This is a genomic window from Bacillus siamensis KCTC 13613 (assembly GCF_000262045.1).
Lineage (GTDB): Bacteria > Bacillota > Bacilli > Bacillales > Bacillaceae > Bacillus > Bacillus siamensis.
On record NZ_AJVF01000041.1, the window covers coordinates 509,148 to 525,358 of the forward strand.

The following is a 16,211-nucleotide window of genomic DNA, read 5'->3' on the forward strand; positions in this document are numbered from 1 at the left end:
ACGAAAAAAGACAGACCGTAATCGGTCTGTCTTTTTCAGTCAGTGGGTTCCGCCGCCCGGTGTCATAATAAAAATAGAGTAATATGTAAATCCGGCGAAAAATACGGTTAAGTACGCTCCGAAAATATAAATATACATCCGCTCAGTCAGATTCAAATAAGAAAGAAATACAAAAAAGATCGTCTGTCCAAAAAACAAAAGAGATGCGTCTTTCATGCCGCCTAAAAAAAACATGACTGCAAAAATCCCCGTCCAAAATCCTAACACCCGGAACATGCGATTCATTCCTTATCCCCTCCCGAGAGTCTATCTGAAGTTTATTATAATAGATCGGCAGTTAAAATGTAAACATTTTCATGATTATATTTATTGTGGAATTTATGTCTTTCCCTGTGTTTTATATCTTATGCCGTTCTCTAAAAAAGATCCGAAAAATCTTTTTGAAATACGTTTAGCGAAAAAAAGTTCAGGGTACTTATGTTAACAAAGAGACGGATAATCCGAGGGAGGAATTTTTAAAAATGAAAGATCTTATTTTTTATTCATACCCGAGCTGCACATCATGCCGAAAAACGAAACATTGGTTAAAAGCCCACAATATTGACTTTCAAGAGCGCCACCTATTCAGGGAGACACCGTCAATTGATGAATTGAAGCAAATCTTATCCTTAACAACCGAAGGAATTGATGAAATATTAGCGACGAGGAGCCAAACATTTAAAAACCTCAACCTGAACATTGAAGAAATGACTGTAAATGAAGTGCTGAAGCTTTTGATTGAAAAGCCGAAGCTGCTGCGGCGTCCGATCCTGATCGATCGCAAAAAGCTTGTTGTCGGATATAATCCAGGAGAATTGATGAAGCTGACGAAGAAAAAAACGGTACATCAATCTGTATCATAAGAAAAAAACGAAGATCCGCTGATCAAACATTATCAGCTAATCTTCGTTTTTTGCGGTTCCAGGACTGGGCTAGCTGGATTCGAACCAACGATCACGGAGTCAAAGTCCATTGCCTTACCGCTTGGCTATAGCCCATCGAATGCTAATTACAGTATGTGCATCCGGCGCCGGTTTATACATACAAGTCAGATTTGAATGGAGGAAACCCGTGAAACATTTAAATGAAGTATTATCTCAAGTATTAATGGAAGAATCAGGCGAAATCATACGTGAATGGCTGCTCATCCACGAACCGGGGCGGCCTTCAGATGAGCGGAAAGCGGAAACGCAGCACCGCCTGTTAATTGAAATCGTTGCCGGCATTTTATCGGGGAAAGACGGCGAAGAAGAGGAGCTGACAAAGTGGGCGCTGCAGTTCGCAAGAGACAGGGCCGTGCATGAAGTCCCGGTCTATGAAAGCGTCGCAAGCTTTAAGGAGTTCCGGAGATTGGTCTGGAACCGCATACAGACATGCAGTGAAACGATGTCTGAAAAGCTTGATACAAATGCGGTATTTACATGGGGAGAGAAGCTGAACCAAGCAATTGACCATATGATTGAAGTATTTACAGAGGAATATCATAAAGTGACGATAACGCAATTAAACGCCCAAAAAGAAATGATTAACGAACTAAGTGCGCCGATTATGCCGATTGCCGACGGTATTGGAATTTTGCCGCTTGTCGGCGAAATTGACACTTACCGGGCAAAAATGATTTTGGAATCGGTGCTTGACCAATGTTCTTCGCTCCGGCTTTCTTATTTATTTCTAGATATATCAGGTGTGCCGATTGTGGATACGATGGTCGCTTATCAAATTTTTAAAGTGATTGACAGCACAAAACTTCTTGGCATAGAAACGACAATCTCAGGCATTCGGCCGGAAATCGCGCAAACCGTCGTGAAGCTCGGCATCGACTTTTCTCAGGTGAAAACAGAGCAGAGTCTGGCGAAGGCGCTGGCAAAAAACGGTTTTGTCGTAAAAGAATCATTAAGATGATATAAAGCTGAATGGCCGAGAGGGATTCCCCCCTCAGCTATTCAGCTTTGTCAGCTTCAATCGTAATGATATGATGGCTGTCGATTTCTTTTACTGTAAATGTGTACCCTTCAAAATCAATGGTGCTTCCGGGTTTTGCATCAATATGCTGAGTAAGGAACCAGCCCCCGAGTGTATCGACTTGATCGGCCGTAATCTCAGTTCCGAGTACGTCATTGACGTCACTTATCAGCAATTTGGCGTTGAGAAGATAACGGCTGTCTCCAAGCTTTTGAACGGAAGGTGTCTCATCCGTATCAAATTCGTCCCGGATCTCGCCGACGATCTCTTCAATGATGTCTTCCACGGTTACTAACCCCGCGGTTCCGCCGTACTCATCAATGAGAATGGCCATATGGGCGTGTTCTCGCTGCATTTTAACGAACAATTGATAAATCGGGATCGTCTCAATCACGTGGATGGCCGGCTGAATGTAAGGGCTGAGCTCGTGTTTTGTAAACGATGCCCCTTCAGACAGGAATCTGAATAAAACTTCTTTTATATTGATGATGCCGACAACATGATCTTTATCTCCCTTTACGACAGGATACCGGGTATATTTATTTGTTTTGATAATGTCGCGGAGCTTATGTCCTGATCCGCTGTCTAACGGCAGGCTCACCATTTCATTCCGGGGCACCATGATTTCTTTCGCAGTGCGCTTATCAAATGTGAAAATGTTATTTACGTAATGCAGCTCGCTTTTTTTAATCATGCCGCTTCGGTAGCTTTCAGCAAGCAGCACCCGCAATTCTTCTTCCGTATAAGCCATTTCATGTTCTGAAGCCGGCTTCAAGCCGAACAGGGCTGTAATCAGGCGGGCGGAATGGTTAAGCAGCCAGATGAACGGAAACATTAACTTATAAAACAAAATGATCGGTCTGGCAAACAAAAGCGTAATCCGCTCGGCTTTTTGAATGGCAAAACTTTTCGGGGCGAGTTCACCGATGACAACATTCACATATGTAACAAGCAAAAATGCGATAATCAGTGACAGTACATGGGAAACCGCTTCATGAAGCCCGGTTTTTAAAAATAACGGCTGAAGCATTGCTTTGACTGTCGGTTCACCAAGCCAGCCGAGTCCCAAGGCGGTTACGGTGATGCCCAATTGGCACGCCGATAAATATTCATCAAGGTGTGTAATGACATGCTTGGCTGCTTTTGCCCCTTTCACACCTTCCTGAATGAGCTGATTGATGCGGGAGCGCCTTGCTTTAACGATTGAAAACTCGATGGCGACAAAACACGCCGTTAATAAAATAAATAGTACGATGGCAGTCAGTTTGATGATATACAATGTAACGCCTTCCGCGAAGGAAGGCTTGCACCTCCCTTTTTTCGGAATAATACCACTCTGGAAAGCTGCTCAAACATCAAACCTGGTTTAGCCTGCTTCATTTACGGTAATTAAAAACAAGAAAGCGAAACTGGAGGCTGACAAGAGATGAAGATACATTCGGGGACGGACTGGTTTTGGTACCAGCTCGGTCCGCATGAAAAAGCGGAAGCAAAAAAAATGATCCACCACAATCACTGGCCGCAATGCGAAAAGTGGTTTGAACATGAAAACCATATAAACTTTCTGCGCGCAGATACAAATGATCCAAATAATGAAGCAGTTTTCGGATCTTTAATCTATCATCAAGGATTAGATGATGAAAAAAACCATACCGTATTTCACTTTTATATTACGAGAGACTTCTTTTTTACGATTAATTTTGATTTTTCGCTGCTGCGCGGTGTAAAAGAAAAGCATGCCACACAGCAGATTCAAACCTGTGAAAATCCGATTGAAGGCTTTTTTGTTCTGCTGGGAGAGCTGATGAATTCCTACCTGATCGGACTGGATGAATTTGAAGTTAAGCAGCGGACGCTCAAATGGCAGATTCATGATGACAACAGCAAAGGAATCTTGGAAAACGTGCATAAGCTGCGCCATGAGCTGTTCATTTGGAAAGGCCTTACACTGGGGGCTAAAAAAGTGGAAATGGCTTTAAAAGAAGCGTTTCTTCCGAAAAATGACAGGCAGAAAGATTACCTCAGGGCTCATCAAAAGATGGAGAGAGGGATTACATATATCAATGAGTTCGATCAGGAGCTGAGCAATCTGCTGCATGCCGAGGAAGTCATCACCTCTCAAAGAGGAAATGAAATTGTAAAAGCATTGACGATCTTTACAACTCTCTTTACACCGATGACGGCACTTGGCGCTCTCTGGGGGATGAACTTTGATAATATGCCGGAGCTTCATTGGAAATATTCGTATATTTGTTCCATCGTGCTTATTATCGTATCCACCCTGCTGATTTACATTTATCTGCGGCAGAAGGGGTGGACAGGGGATATTCTGCGGGAGAATCAAAAGAAATATTTGCGGAAAGAAAAGAAACGCTAAGGAGAGCAGGCACATGCCTGCTTTTTTGGCGGCCGAAAATGACTGAATGGTTCCGGATTTCATTCAGTAAATCAATATCATGCAGCTGATTTTTGATTTTTTTACGTTTTACACTGTGTAAAAAGCATTATTTCTCTTTTGCCGGCTCTTGTCTATTTGATTTACAATACGTGTCGGAAGGAGGGAAATCTTATGGAGAATATTGAAACATACAGCAGGAACATTATAAACGAGGCCTATACGGCAAGAGCTTCAGATATACACATTGTGCCGCGTGAAAGGGATGCTTTCATTCATTTTCGCATTGGTCATGCTCTTGTGAAAACAAGAGTCTTAAAAAAAGAGGAATGCGTAAGGCTTATTTCTCATTTTAAGTTTTTATCGGCGATGGATATAGGAGAAAGACGAAAGCCGCAAAACGGATCACTGTCTCTGCCGCTTCCATCCGAAACCGTTCATTTAAGGATGTCAACCTTACCGACAATGAATGATGAAAGTCTTGTCATCAGGCTTTTGCCTAAGCGGCAGATTCCCCCTCTGGATAAACTGTCCTTATTCCCGGGGGCAGGCGCCGCACTCTTGTCCTTTCTGAAGCATTCCCACGGCCTGATTCTTTTTACCGGTCCGACCGGATCTGGAAAAACGACCACTCTCTACTCGCTTGTCAATTATGCAAAACGTCATTTTAACCGGCGGATTGTCACGCTTGAAGATCCCGTAGAAACGAGAGATGAAGATGTTTTACAAGTTCAGGTGAATGAAAAAGCCGGAGTCACATACTCCGCCGGTTTAAAAGCGATTTTAAGACATGACCCCGATATGATCATCTTAGGGGAAATCAGGGATGCCGAGACGGCTGAAATCGCAGTCCGCGCGGCTATGACGGGGCATCTTGTTCTTTCAAGCTTGCATACAAGAGATGCTAAAGGCGCTATATACAGGCTGCTGGAGTTTGGGGTGAACATGACGGAAATTGAACAAACCGTTATTGCCATTGCCGCTCAGCGTCTGGTTGATTTAACGTGTCCGTTTTGCAAAGCGGAAAACTGTTCCGTGTACTGCCGGCTGTACAGGCAGACGCGCCGTGCGGGAATCTATGAACTGCTTTACGGGAAAAATCTCACCCAATGCTTTCAGGAAGCAAAAGGAGAGCACGCCAATTTTCAATATCAGACACTCCGCAGGCTGATCCGAAAAGGAATCGCGCTCGGCTATGTCACGACTGACAACTACGATCGGTGGGTGTATCATGAAGCGGATTAAAAGAACCTGGCCGTTGAAGGATCAAGCGGCTTTTTTGAAAAGGCTCGGTGAAATGATCGAAAAAGGGTACAGTCTGATCGAAGGGCTCAGACTGCTGAAACTCCAGCTTCATAAACGCCAGCTTGCAGAGCTGACGGACGGAATCCGCCGGCTGAGGGAAGGCGATGCGTTTTACGAAGTGCTTGAGGCATTGTCTTTTCATAAAGAAGCCGTCTCTATCTGCTATTTCGCGGAAAAACACGGAGAATTGCCCGGGGCGATGAAACAAAGCGGCGAATTGTTACAGAGAAAGCTCATGCAGACGAATCAAGTCAAAAAAATGCTCCGGTATCCGATGTTTTTAATCTGCTCCGTCTGTGTCATGTTTTATATTCTGCAAAGTATGATCATCCCGCAATTTTCAGGGATTTATCAATCAATGAATATGAATACTTCCGGTTGCGTCAGTTTCATTTTTTCGTTTTTTCAGCATTTTCACGAAGCTTGCGCACTGGTGCTGTCAGCCGCTCTCAGCTTGTTTTTGTTCGTTTGGTTTTTATGTAAGAAAAAATCCCCGCAAGACAAAATGCTTATTGTTGTGAAAATCCCCTTAATAGGAAAAGCAGCCGTTCTTTTTAACAGCTATTTTTTCTCTTTACAGCTCAGCAGTCTTCTGAAATCCGGTCTTTCTATCTATGACAGCTTAACGGCTTTTAAGGAACAATCTTTTCTGCCTTTTTATCGTGAAGAAGCGGATATGCTCATTACACGTTTGAAAGCAGGTGAGACAATAGAATCCGCTCTTTCCGGGCATCCGTGTTATGAAAAAGATCTAGCGGCTGCAGTCAGCCACGGACAGGCAAACGGCAGGCTTCATCGCGAGCTTTATACGTACAGTCAGTTTATGATGGAGCGCCTTGAACAAAACGCGGAGAAGTATACAGGCATTCTCCAGCCTGTCATTTACGGCGTTGTGGCCGGTATGATTCTGATTGTCTATATGTCAATGATGATGCCGATGTACCAGATGATGAACCAAATGTAAGGGAGTGCTTCGTCTGAAAAATCAAGATGGATTTACTTTAATTGAAATGCTGATCGTGTTATTTATCGTTTCAATTCTGCTTTTAATAACGATTCCTAACGTTACAAAACATAATCAAAGCATACAGCATAAAGGCTGTGAAGGACTGCAGAATATGGTGAAAGCCCAAGTGACGGCGTACGAAATCGACCATGAAGGAAAAATGCCGGATATGAAAGACTTACAGTCAGAGGGATATATCAAAAAGAATACAGCCTGTCCGAATGGAAAACAGATCTTAATTAGCGGCGGGGAAGTTACAGTTGAACAATAACAGGCTGACAGAAAGCGGATTCACCCTTCTTGAAAGCCTGATTGTGTTAAGCCTGGCATCCGTTCTGCTGACGGTCTTGTTCACGGCGCTTCCGCCGGTTTATACCCATCTGGCCGTTCGGCAAAAAACGGAACAGCTCCAAAAAGATATCCAGCTTGTTCAGGAAACGGCTGTCGCAGAGCATAAAAGAACAAAAATCATTTTTCTCACAAAAGAGCATAAATACAAGTTCCAGTCAGCCGGAAAGGCTGTCGAGCGTTCATTTGATTCGCTTCATATTACACTTATGACCTTGCCGGAGAGTCTTGAATTTAATGAAAAAGGCCATCCGAATTCCGGCGGAAAGATTCAATTGAAGCACGCAGGGGTCACTTATGAAATAACAGTTTACCTAGGGAGCGGAAATGTCCATGCAGAACGGAAATAAAGGGTTCTCTACTATTGAAACACTATCAGCAATGGCCATTTGGCTGTTTCTTATGATTTCTATCGTTCCGGTCTGGACGGACATGCTGACGGATAATTTGAAAACAGAGGAACACCAAAAAGCGCGCCAGCTTCTCCAGGAACGTATCAGCGCTTATATGATGTCCGGAAAAAAGCAGCCGTCTCCCGGTGTGACGTGGAAGGAGGAAGGTGATTATTACAAAGTCTGTGCGGCTGTCCGCGGCGAAAAAGAAATGTGTCTCAGCATTCTCAAAACAGACTGGCTTTACGCTTCTTAATGTTTTGTTTTCCTTGGCAGTCTGTCTCTTTTTATCAAGCACCCTGAGCCCGGTTTTACATTTGTTTTTATCAGGCCAAAACGATAACGGCGGAATAGACAGCCGGGAATATCATATTGCCGTTCAGCAGATCATGAATGAATGTAAACAGGCCGAGACTGTAAAGCCGGAGGACGGCGGACGGGCATTAAGCTGCCGGAAAACAGGAGGCGAAGAAGTGCGTTTTGAAATCTACCATACGATGATAAGGAAAAGAGTAAACGGAAAAGGCCACGTTCCGATCCTGCATCATGCGGCATCTTTAACGGCTGGTGTGAAAAACGGCCTGCTTTTATTAGAGATCTCAAGCGATACAGGTAAAAAGAATCAGGCAGCCATTCCGGTTTACAGCTCTTTAAAAGGTGATTAAATGTACAAATCTGACGGGTTTATATATCCAGCGGTTCTGTTTGTTTCTGCCGCGGTTTTACTTGTCATCAGCTATACTTCAACTGATTTCATCACCCGAAAAACCTTTGCAAAAGAGGCCGGGGAGTACTGGATCGGTGAAAACCTGCTTCAAAACGGCGCGCTGCTGTCAAGCCGTCATGTGATACAGGGACAAAAGGACCGAACCGATACACATCGTTTTCCGTACGGAACCGTTTCCTTTCAGATCACCGAAAGCGATAACCCGGAAGCGGTTCAGGTTACAATTCAGGCGGAAACAGCGTCAGGGACGAGACGGGAGGTTCACCTTTTGTTCAATCAGAAGAAGAAACAGCTGATTCAATGGACAGAAGTATAAAAAAGAGGCGGCGGGACAACACTTCATAGTAAAGACAGCAATATGAGGTGAGAGCCGTGAAAACAAACGATTATGTAAAATATATGACTGAGCAATTCGTTAAATATTTCGATACGCCGAAACAGGAACGGAAAGAGCGAAAAGAAGTGCGGAAAGAAAAGAAAGTGCCGGCTTCCCAGCACTGGTTCGGAATATTGCCGTATGGTTTTAAGCTGTGGATGCAGCGGAAAAAATAAAGTGTAACACACGAAGGTCCTCCTGATACAGGAGGGCCTTTATTGGTATTCCTCAATGACGGCAATTTTATTTACTTTTTGGCTGTAGGGATTAAAAGAAATCGTAACAAACACACCAAATTCTTTAGCGCCTTCCCGCAATGTCAGGTGGTATTGTTTTACCGCTTCATCTGTTCTTTTACGGTCCCACACCTTTTGAATAAATAACGTTTGAGCGAGCGGATATCTTTTTTTAGCTTCTTTTTCCGCGATTTTTTCCCATTTTGATTTATGGTGAACAGCATAGTAAGGCGCCGCTTCCGCCTGATCCATTCCTGAAACCCCGAAAACAAGAAGAGAAAGGCAAATCAGACTTTGTTTGATCATCATTCTTCGTCCTTTCGCTGTATATGATTTCCAATTTGTTCTGAACACTTCATTATTTTCTCACATTTTATTAGAAAAAATTCCAAAAAGGTGTGTAATTTGGAGCAAAACGATGTTTTTAAAAGATTATATTCTTAAAAACGAACAATTTGACCGTTTTTGACATTTTTCAAGACGATAAACCTTGATTATACTTTGTTTGTGCAGTTCTTTAAAAAGAACGATTGTTATATTTATTAACAGTTTTACAGGGGGTAAGGCATGTTCCGATTGTGGCGAATGGAGAAAAGGGGTAAGGGGAGATGGAGGATAATGCTGTTTTTGCGGCTTACGTTCATTTTCTGCCTGTCCGTGACGATATGTGCTCAGTTTACGGGTGACACGAGTTCCTCCTTTAATGATGTGAAAAGCTTCAGTCTTCCGGTTCAAACGTGCGGAGATTTTCGATATTCAGATGACAATTGCCGTTATGACGAACGCTGGGATCAAAGTGATTTACATATAACAAATCAAACTGATACGTCGGGCGCCGTGTGTGCGCCGCTTCGACTCTATGCCGAGCTGGAGAATAGGGGAAAAGAGCGGACTGTTTCTGACTGGAAATGGGAACTCCATAAAATCGCCTCTCAGCAACAGCCTCTGCAAAACGGAAATGTTGTGGATAAAGGGCTTATTACTGATAAAAAAAGCAAAACGATTTATAAAATTGAGTCAAAGCGGGCCCTGCAGCCAGGCATATACGCATTCAAGGTTTACAAGCCTGAAGGGTATCCTGCGAATGATGAAAAGTATGAGTGGTCAAAACCGATGAAGCTTGTCAAATGCCAGGAAAAGGCGACGGCTTCCGATCAGAAGAAAACAGAAAAACAACCGGCTGAGCCGGTAAAAGAAAGCGGGGAAGAACATGAAAAGAACGCTGAAACTGATCAGTAATATTTTGTATGCCGTCATTTTCAGTTTGATTATTGTGCTGACTTTAACGGTGATCTCGACCCGGGCTTCCGGCGGTGAGCCGGCCATCTTCGGCTATACGCTGAAATCCGTGCTGTCGGGTTCAATGGACCCGGAATTTAAGACGGGTTCGCTCATAGCGGTAAAGAAAATTTCTGACGTGAATGATTTAAAAAAAGGCGATGTCATCACTTTTACACAAAATGACGGATCAGCCGTAACACACAGAATTATCGGGATCACAAAAAAGGGCGGGCACCTGATGTTTGAGACAAAAGGAGACCATAATGCCGCTCCGGATGCCGCTCCTGTTCAAGCTGAAAACGTGGCGGCTCAGTATACGGGATATCAGCTTCCGTATGCGGGATATGTCATACATTTGGCAAGCCAGCCGATCGGAACGGCGATTCTGCTAATCGTTCCCGGCGTCATGCTGTTGATTTACTCAATAACAGTTATTGTCAGCGCTCTCCGCGATATCGAGCGGAAGACGAAAGCGCTGGAAGAACATGCGAAAAACGGGACGATGTCCACATGAATACGGTTGCAACCTGGCGACAGGATTTGATAACAAAAAAGAAAAACTAGGGGGAATACAAACATGGGTATGAAAAAGAAATTAAGCTTGGGCGTTGCCTCAGCCGCACTCGGTTTAGCATTAGTGGGAGGAGGCACATGGGCCGCATTTAATGATGTGAAGTCGACGGACGCTACATTTGCGTCAGGAACGCTTGATTTATCGGCTAAAGAACAATCAGCCAATGTCAATTTGTCAAACTTAAAACCAGGTGATAAATTGACGAAAGATTTTGAATTCAGAAATAATGGTTCGCTTGCCATTAAAGAAGTGCTGATGGCTTTGAATTTTACTGACTTCAAAGGAGCGAAAAAAGGAAACGAATCTGCGGAAGATTTCCTCAGTCAGTTTGAAATTACGGTTCTGACAGTCGGCAAAGAAGGCGGCAACGGCTATCCTAAAAATATCATTTTGAAGGCAGCCAGCCTGAAAGACTTATACTTAATGTCAACAAAACAGGATAAAGCAGCTGCCGAAGCGATCAGCAAACACATTGATCCGAAATTCCTGAGCGAGAGCGGAAAAGTCAATGTGGCAACCATTAACGGCAAGACGGCGCCTGAGTATGACGGAGTTCCGAAAACGCCTGTTGATTATGATCAGGTGCGGATGGAAATCCAATTTAAAAATGATACCGCAAAAGGTGCGGACGGACTGAGTGTCCAAAACAAATTCCAAGGCAATGCGATTTCTCTTCAATTCTCTTTTGAAGCGACGCAATGGAACGGCTTGACCATTACAAAAGATCATACGGATAAAGACGGTTACGTGAAGGAAAACGAAAAGGCTCACAGTGAGGATAAAAACTAATCCGAACGTCGGGCAGATAAAAGAGGAGTTGTGCACATATGGCGGCACTACTCCTCTTTTTGCGATTTTCTCCATTTTTGATAATCTAAAAATTCACGAAATTGTTTTTTTGATACCCCGGATGTCATCGCATCACGAACTAATTTCTCCCATTCACTATCTAATTGACCATCGTATTCGGTTTCATGTTTTTCATCAAGTAAAGTATGAACCGAGACGTCCAGAACAGCGGAGACTTTTTCTAGAAATTGAATGGAGGGGTTCGTCTGTAAATTTCGTTCTATTGAGCTTAAATAAGACTTCGCTACCCCAGCTTTTTCAGCTAGTTCTGATAGTGAGTAGCCTTTTTCTTTTCGGTATTGTTTAATACGCTGGCCAATCAATGTCATCACCTTCCTTGTGATATTATAGCACATTCAGAAAGGATTTACGGTATGACTTCTGGCGGCCTGGATATGTTGAGAAGACTTTTTATGCGAATGCAGGTATTTGCGTATTTCTTCCAGGCTGATATTTGCTTTTTGAGCTTCTAATATCAGCTCAACCCATTCCTTATCTAATTGCGAAAATTCCATTTTTGCATTTTTCATGCATTTTCTCCTCCTAAAATACTTGTTTATGTATTTCAGCCAATCCGCCCATGACCTTATCTTTACATGTCTGGAAGTGATTCATCGCATGCGAAACGCCAGAAATTTTTTCTATATACTTTTATTATAATATAGAATTTCCAGAAAAAACGGGAAAGGTGTCGAATGGATAACGCTTATCCAGAAAAATTACTTTGCAGGAAAAATAAACCGCCGTTTTCAATCTGAATATGAATTTTCGGCTGATATAAGGCTTTCAGCGCTTGTTTTTCCAAATGGTATTCCTCAGGTTTTTCTTCTGTCTGCTCATAAAACTGATCGAGCAGCCTGAGGTCCTTTTTCCATCTGGCGATCGCGCTGTCAGCCCAGTCTGACGGCTCTTTGGCGGCAGCGTCTTTTAAGTAATGCTCCATCCTTTTAATTCCGCTTTCCGGCTTAATCATCGGCGATATGGTAAAGCAATAGTCTGATATTTGTGATGTCATCGGCAGAGGTGCAAGCTTCTGCTGAAATCCCTCAACGATTGTTCCAGAAACAAGATGCAGGCCTAAAGACAAAAGTCTGTCTTTTTTCATGTCGGATTGGTATGAAATCACTACATTTAATCCAAGCCAGGGCTGAAGCGGCACTCTGGCTCCGGCTGATACAATTTTCTCATATATTCTTGTAAATCTCCCATTTTGTTTAACTGCTTGAAAGATTTGAAAGAGGCGCGGGGCTCCAAAGTAAATAAACTCGCCGTCCATATCTTCCGGAGCCATTTCTTTATCAGTGATGAACGTGATCTTCATCGGGTTCGGTTCGCCGCCCGTTTTTTCACGCCAATGCCAATAAAACGGGCGGTTCATAATTTGTTTGTCCATCTCGACCGTCAACTGAACCGTCATAAAACCCGGCCCGTGTTCAGTAATCGGGCAGTGGTTCGCTTCAAAAAAGCGCAGTAAAAATTGGTGAACCTCCTGCTGTCTCATGTCGCGCTTCCTCCTTTTAGATTAAGAGCCTTTTTTTCTGGCGGGTTTTTCCGTACCGTACGATAAGAAAGAGGTAAGGTTGTCCATTTTGATCCGCATTTCTTCCTCTGTCAGCGAGTGGCATAAAATATCATGTAAATGATCTTCAAAATTGCTCACTTTGATTTTTGTTAAAATGTCATCTAGTTCTCCGACGACATTTTCAAATAAATGAATTTTGTCATACAAGAGTTTTAAGATATGCTCTTCCACCGTATGTTTTGTCGCCATATTGTAGATGTGGACATCTCTTTCCTGACCGAGTCTGTGAATCCTTCCGATTCTTTGTTCAAGCCGCATCGGGTTCCACGGGAGGTCATAGTTGATAATATGGTTGCAAAATTGCAGGTTGATCCCTTCCCCTCCGGCTTCTGTAGCGATCAGGACCTGCACTTTGCCGCGGAAGAGATCCTTCATCCAGTCTTTTTTCCCGCGTTTAAATCCGCCTCTGAACGGAACGGAGCTTATGCCGTTCTGCTGGAGAAACCATTGCAAGTAGATCTGTGTCGCCCGATACTCAGTAAAAATAATGACCTTGTCATTAATCTTTTTAATCAAGTCAACAACTTGAATCGCTTTTGAGTTTTTCGTGACTTGATTGATGCGGTCCATTAAATTAGCGATTGTCTGTTCATCGAATGCAGGCGCTTGTTTGTCTTTTTGGTCAAGCATTTTTTTGAGCGTCATATACACGGCTTCCCTGCTTGAACAGCACTCTCTTTGCAGCGTCATAATGGAAAATGCGCTTGCGGGCTTTTCCGTGCCGTTTTTCAGTGCGGCAATGTCATCGTAGAGCGCCTGTTCCGTCGGTGAAAAGGTGATCGGCACTGTTTCCACGTGTCGCTTCGTCCATGTAAGCCCCGTGTCGCTCCGTGTGTTGCGGATCATCACCTTATTGACGAGCTCTTTCAAATGCTCATGAGCGTCAATCCCGTCCTTCTGATTGAACGTTTCTTGAAATCCGCTTTCGTTTCCTAAATGGCCGGGTTTTAACAGTGACACTAAATTGAAGATTTCTTCGATCCGGTTTTGAATCGGCGTCGCCGTCAGAAGCAGGCAGTATTTCTTCACAAGACTTCTCGCAAATTCATAATTTTTCGTTTTGCTGTTTTTGAGCTTGTGCGCTTCGTCAATAATGACGAGATCATACGGAATCGAAAGCACAATCTCCTTGTGAGGCGAACGCTTGGCCGTATCAATAGAAGAAACGACGATATCGCACTGTTCCCACACATAGCTTTTCTTCTGTTCAACAGCGGGTATTAAAAACTTCTCCTGAAGCTCTTTCACCCACTGGGAAACGAGTGATGCCGGCACAAGAATCAGGATTTTTTTGGCCAGCCCGCGAATCATGTATTCTTTTAAAATCAGGCCCGCTTCGACCGTTTTTCCGAGCCCCACTTCATCAGCCAAAATCGCTTTGCCGTTCATTTTTTCAACGACTTTCTGCGCGACCTCAAGCTGATGGGGAAGCGGAGTGAAATCGGGAAGGTACAAAGGAGCCCTCAACCCTTCGAATTCTGGAATGGCAAGGGTCTGCTGGACTTCAGCCGACAGTTTGTACATCTCCCAATTTGACCAGGGACCGTCCGTTTTCAGCCGCTCAGAAAACTCTCCCGGCCAGTTTGCATCAAATATGATCTCTGCTGTCATATGTAACAAAACCGCCTTTCTTTTAAAAAACTGATTTATCATCATTTTTGTTGCCGGACGTAAGTGAGGGTGGTAGGATATAAGTAATCATTTCACTAAAAGATATTGCTTTAGTATGTCCATAACAATTGGTAAATATGAGCGAATGACAGCAAGGGGAGAGACTCGGACGAAAAATGTGCATCCGGGCGCCGAAGGAGCAAACTGCGGAGTGAATCTCTCAGGCAAAAGAACTCTTGCTCGACGCAACTCTGGAGAGTGTCTGCGATTTGAAGCAGCAGACCACCAAAGGGGACGTCTTTATGATGTTTTCATAAAGTAAACTTTCAGGTGCCGGGACAGAGAAACCTTCATTTTCATGAGGTGTTTCTCTGTCCTTTTTTATATGTCTTTACAATGCGCCAATGACTGAAGGGGGAAGATGATGCTGAAACGAACACCGCTTTATGACGTGTATAAAGAATACGGCGGAAAAACGATTGATTTTGGAGGATGGGAGCTGCCGGTTCAATTTTCTTCTATTAAAGAGGAGCATGAAGCCGTCCGCACAAAGGCGGGTCTGTTTGATGTATCCCATATGGGAGAAGTCGAAGTCTCCGGTAAAGACGCCCTGTCTTTTCTGCAAAAAATGATGACAAATGACGTTGCCGATTTAAATCCGGGAAGCGCCCTCTATACCGCCATGTGTTATCCTGACGGCGGTACGGTCGATGATTTGCTGATCTATCAGAAAAGCGAGAGCTGCTATCTGCTTGTGATTAACGCGTCCAATATTGAAAAAGACATCGCTTGGCTGACAGAACACGCGGAAGGGGATGTCACGCTGATGAATCAGTCTGACGGGATTTCACTGCTAGCCGTTCAGGGGCCGAATGCTCAGGCGGTTCTTGCGAAGCTGACTGAACGTGATTTGTCTTCCTTAAAACCGTTTACGTTTATTGATGGAGCGGACGTTGCCGGCCGCCAAGTTCTGCTTTCAAGAACAGGCTATACCGGTGAAGACGGGTTTGAACTCTATTGCCGAAATGAAGATGCGGTGCATCTATTTAAGGAGATTCTTACAGCGGGAGAGAATGAAGGAATCGTTCCGTGCGGCCTCGGCGCGCGTGATACGCTGAGATTTGAAGCGAAGCTCGCTTTATACGGTCAGGAATTGACGAAAGACATTACACCGATTGAAGCCGGGATCGGATTTGCCGTAAAACACAAGAAAGATTCTGATTTTTTTGGGAAGTCTGTATTGAGTGAACAGAAAGAAAAAGGAGCTCCGCGTAAGCTGGTCGGGCTTGAGATGATTGAAAAGGGGATTCCGAGACACGGATACGCCGTGAAAAAAGACGGTGCCCTGATCGGGGAAGTCACGACAGGCACACAATCCCCGACGTTAAAGAAAAATATCGGCCTTGCCTTAATCAAAACGGAATTCAGTGGAATTGGAACGGAAGTCGAAGTGGAAATCCGCAAAAAAACGGTAAAAGCAAAGATTGTCCGCACACCGTTTTATAAACGCCCAAAACAGAGCTGAAAA

General features: G+C 43.8%; 22 protein-coding genes, 1 tRNA gene and 1 riboswitch. Of the genes, 15 read left to right on the plus strand and 8 right to left on the minus strand.

All coding sequences use genetic code 11. The annotated features are described in order from the left end of the window. Positions 1–39: 39 nt before the first annotated feature. Positions 40–285, minus strand: coding sequence for a DUF2626 domain-containing protein (locus tag Y79_RS0118200; RefSeq protein ID WP_003153078.1), 246 nt, complete (start codon positions 283–285; stop codon positions 40–42). A 236-nt stretch (positions 286–521) separates the two neighbouring features. On the opposite strand from Y79_RS0118200, the gene Y79_RS0118205 reads away from it, so the two are divergent. Next, positions 522–902, plus strand: coding sequence for a Spx/MgsR family RNA polymerase-binding regulatory protein (locus Y79_RS0118205; protein WP_016938960.1), 381 nt, complete (start codon positions 522–524; stop codon positions 900–902). Between the two features lie 64 nt (positions 903–966). Here Y79_RS0118205 and Y79_RS0118210 read toward each other — a convergent pair. Then, positions 967–1,037, minus strand: a tRNA-Gln gene (locus Y79_RS0118210). Positions 1,038–1,110: 73 nt separating this feature from the next. Between Y79_RS0118210 and Y79_RS0118215 the strand changes: the two genes are divergently transcribed. Further along, entirely contained in the window at positions 1,111–1,941 is an 831-nt protein-coding gene (locus Y79_RS0118215) for an STAS domain-containing protein (RefSeq protein ID WP_016938961.1), read from the plus strand. A 37-nt stretch (positions 1,942–1,978) separates the two neighbouring features. Here the strand turns inward: Y79_RS0118215 and Y79_RS0118220 are convergent, their stop codons facing one another. After that, positions 1,979–3,280, minus strand: coding sequence for a hemolysin family protein (locus Y79_RS0118220; RefSeq protein WP_016938962.1), 1,302 nt, complete (start codon positions 3,278–3,280; stop codon positions 1,979–1,981). Positions 3,281–3,427: 147 nt separating this feature from the next. On the opposite strand from Y79_RS0118220, the gene Y79_RS0118225 reads away from it, so the two are divergent. The 9 genes from Y79_RS0118225 (at position 3,428) to Y79_RS0118265 (ending at position 8,726) form a co-directional block, all read left to right on the plus strand. Then, positions 3,428–4,378 carry a magnesium transporter CorA family protein gene (locus tag Y79_RS0118225; protein WP_016938963.1) on the plus strand — a complete coding sequence of 317 codons (951 nt, stop codon included), beginning with the start codon at positions 3,428–3,430 and terminating at the stop codon, positions 4,376–4,378. 192 nt (positions 4,379–4,570) lie between these two features. Next, positions 4,571–5,641, plus strand: a complete 1,071-nt coding sequence (gene comGA, locus Y79_RS0118230) for a competence type IV pilus ATPase ComGA (RefSeq protein WP_016938964.1) — start codon at positions 4,571–4,573, stop codon at positions 5,639–5,641. After that, positions 5,628–6,665: a competence type IV pilus assembly protein ComGB gene (comGB, locus tag Y79_RS0118235; protein WP_016938965.1), complete on the plus strand. Its 1,038-nt coding sequence runs from the start codon at positions 5,628–5,630 to the stop codon at positions 6,663–6,665. The genes comGA and comGB overlap by 14 nt, the downstream gene beginning before the upstream one ends. 4 nt (positions 6,666–6,669) lie before the next feature. Beyond that, on the plus strand, positions 6,670–6,978 hold the full coding sequence (gene comGC / locus Y79_RS0118240; protein WP_016938966.1) for a competence type IV pilus major pilin ComGC: 309 nt from the start codon (positions 6,670–6,672) through the stop codon (positions 6,976–6,978). Then, positions 6,968–7,405 carry a competence type IV pilus minor pilin ComGD gene (comGD, locus tag Y79_RS0118245; RefSeq protein ID WP_016938967.1) on the plus strand — a complete coding sequence of 146 codons (438 nt, stop codon included), beginning with the start codon at positions 6,968–6,970 and terminating at the stop codon, positions 7,403–7,405. Before comGC ends, comGD begins: the two co-directional genes overlap by 11 nt. Next, positions 7,389–7,703, plus strand: coding sequence for a competence type IV pilus minor pilin ComGE (comGE, locus tag Y79_RS0118250; RefSeq protein ID WP_016938968.1), 315 nt, complete (start codon positions 7,389–7,391; stop codon positions 7,701–7,703). The genes comGD and comGE overlap by 17 nt, the downstream gene beginning before the upstream one ends. After that, positions 7,615–8,112, plus strand: a complete 498-nt coding sequence (gene comGF, locus Y79_RS0118255; protein ID WP_235714298.1) for a competence type IV pilus minor pilin ComGF — start codon at positions 7,615–7,617, stop codon at positions 8,110–8,112. The genes comGE and comGF overlap by 89 nt, the downstream gene beginning before the upstream one ends. Beyond that, positions 8,113–8,490, plus strand: a complete 378-nt coding sequence (comGG, locus tag Y79_RS0118260) for a competence type IV pilus minor pilin ComGG (RefSeq protein WP_016938970.1) — start codon at positions 8,113–8,115, stop codon at positions 8,488–8,490. A 56-nt stretch (positions 8,491–8,546) separates the two neighbouring features. After that, positions 8,547–8,726: a YqzE family protein gene (locus Y79_RS0118265; protein WP_016938971.1), complete on the plus strand. Its 180-nt coding sequence runs from the start codon at positions 8,547–8,549 to the stop codon at positions 8,724–8,726. A gap of 39 nt (positions 8,727–8,765) precedes the next feature. On the opposite strand, the gene Y79_RS0118270 is transcribed toward Y79_RS0118265, so the two are convergent. Beyond that, positions 8,766–9,095 (minus strand): DUF3889 domain-containing protein, encoded by a 330-nt coding sequence (locus Y79_RS0118270; RefSeq protein ID WP_016938972.1) that lies wholly within the window; start codon positions 9,093–9,095, stop codon positions 8,766–8,768. 258 nt (positions 9,096–9,353) lie between these two features. On the opposite strand from Y79_RS0118270, the gene tapA reads away from it, so the two are divergent. The 3 genes from tapA (at position 9,354) to tasA (ending at position 11,430) form a co-directional block, all read left to right on the plus strand. Beyond that, positions 9,354–10,025, plus strand: coding sequence for an amyloid fiber anchoring/assembly protein TapA (gene tapA / locus Y79_RS0118280; protein ID WP_029575370.1), 672 nt, complete (start codon positions 9,354–9,356; stop codon positions 10,023–10,025). Then, positions 9,997–10,581 carry a signal peptidase I SipW gene (sipW, locus tag Y79_RS0118285; protein ID WP_016938975.1) on the plus strand — a complete coding sequence of 195 codons (585 nt, stop codon included), beginning with the start codon at positions 9,997–9,999 and terminating at the stop codon, positions 10,579–10,581. Before tapA ends, sipW begins: the two co-directional genes overlap by 29 nt. Positions 10,582–10,644: 63 nt before the next feature. Next, positions 10,645–11,430 (plus strand): biofilm matrix protein TasA, encoded by a 786-nt coding sequence (gene tasA / locus Y79_RS0118290; protein ID WP_016938976.1) that lies wholly within the window; start codon positions 10,645–10,647, stop codon positions 11,428–11,430. Positions 11,431–11,477: 47 nt separating this feature from the next. Here the strand turns inward: tasA and sinR are convergent, their stop codons facing one another. The 4 genes from sinR to Y79_RS0118310 form a co-directional block, all read right to left on the minus strand. Continuing rightward, positions 11,478–11,813, minus strand: coding sequence for a transcriptional regulator SinR (sinR, locus tag Y79_RS0118295; protein ID WP_003226345.1), 336 nt, complete (start codon positions 11,811–11,813; stop codon positions 11,478–11,480). A 33-nt stretch (positions 11,814–11,846) separates the two neighbouring features. Further along, positions 11,847–12,020: an anti-repressor SinI gene (gene sinI / locus Y79_RS0118300; protein ID WP_016938977.1), complete on the minus strand. Its 174-nt coding sequence runs from the start codon at positions 12,018–12,020 to the stop codon at positions 11,847–11,849. 176 nt (positions 12,021–12,196) lie between these two features. After that, positions 12,197–12,991, minus strand: coding sequence for a YqhG family protein (locus tag Y79_RS0118305; protein ID WP_016938978.1), 795 nt, complete (start codon positions 12,989–12,991; stop codon positions 12,197–12,199). Positions 12,992–13,012: 21 nt separating this feature from the next. Next, entirely contained in the window at positions 13,013–14,683 is a 1,671-nt protein-coding gene (locus tag Y79_RS0118310; RefSeq protein WP_016938979.1) for a DEAD/DEAH box helicase, read from the minus strand. A 145-nt stretch (positions 14,684–14,828) separates the two neighbouring features. Next, a riboswitch (glycine riboswitch) is annotated at positions 14,829–14,929 on the plus strand. Between the two features lie 178 nt (positions 14,930–15,107). Here Y79_RS0118310 and gcvT point away from each other — a divergent pair. Further along, complete coding sequence (gene gcvT, locus Y79_RS0118315; RefSeq protein ID WP_016938980.1) at positions 15,108–16,208, plus strand: glycine cleavage system aminomethyltransferase GcvT; 1,101 nt, start codon at positions 15,108–15,110, stop codon at positions 16,206–16,208. The last annotated feature ends 3 nt before the right edge of the window (positions 16,209–16,211 follow it).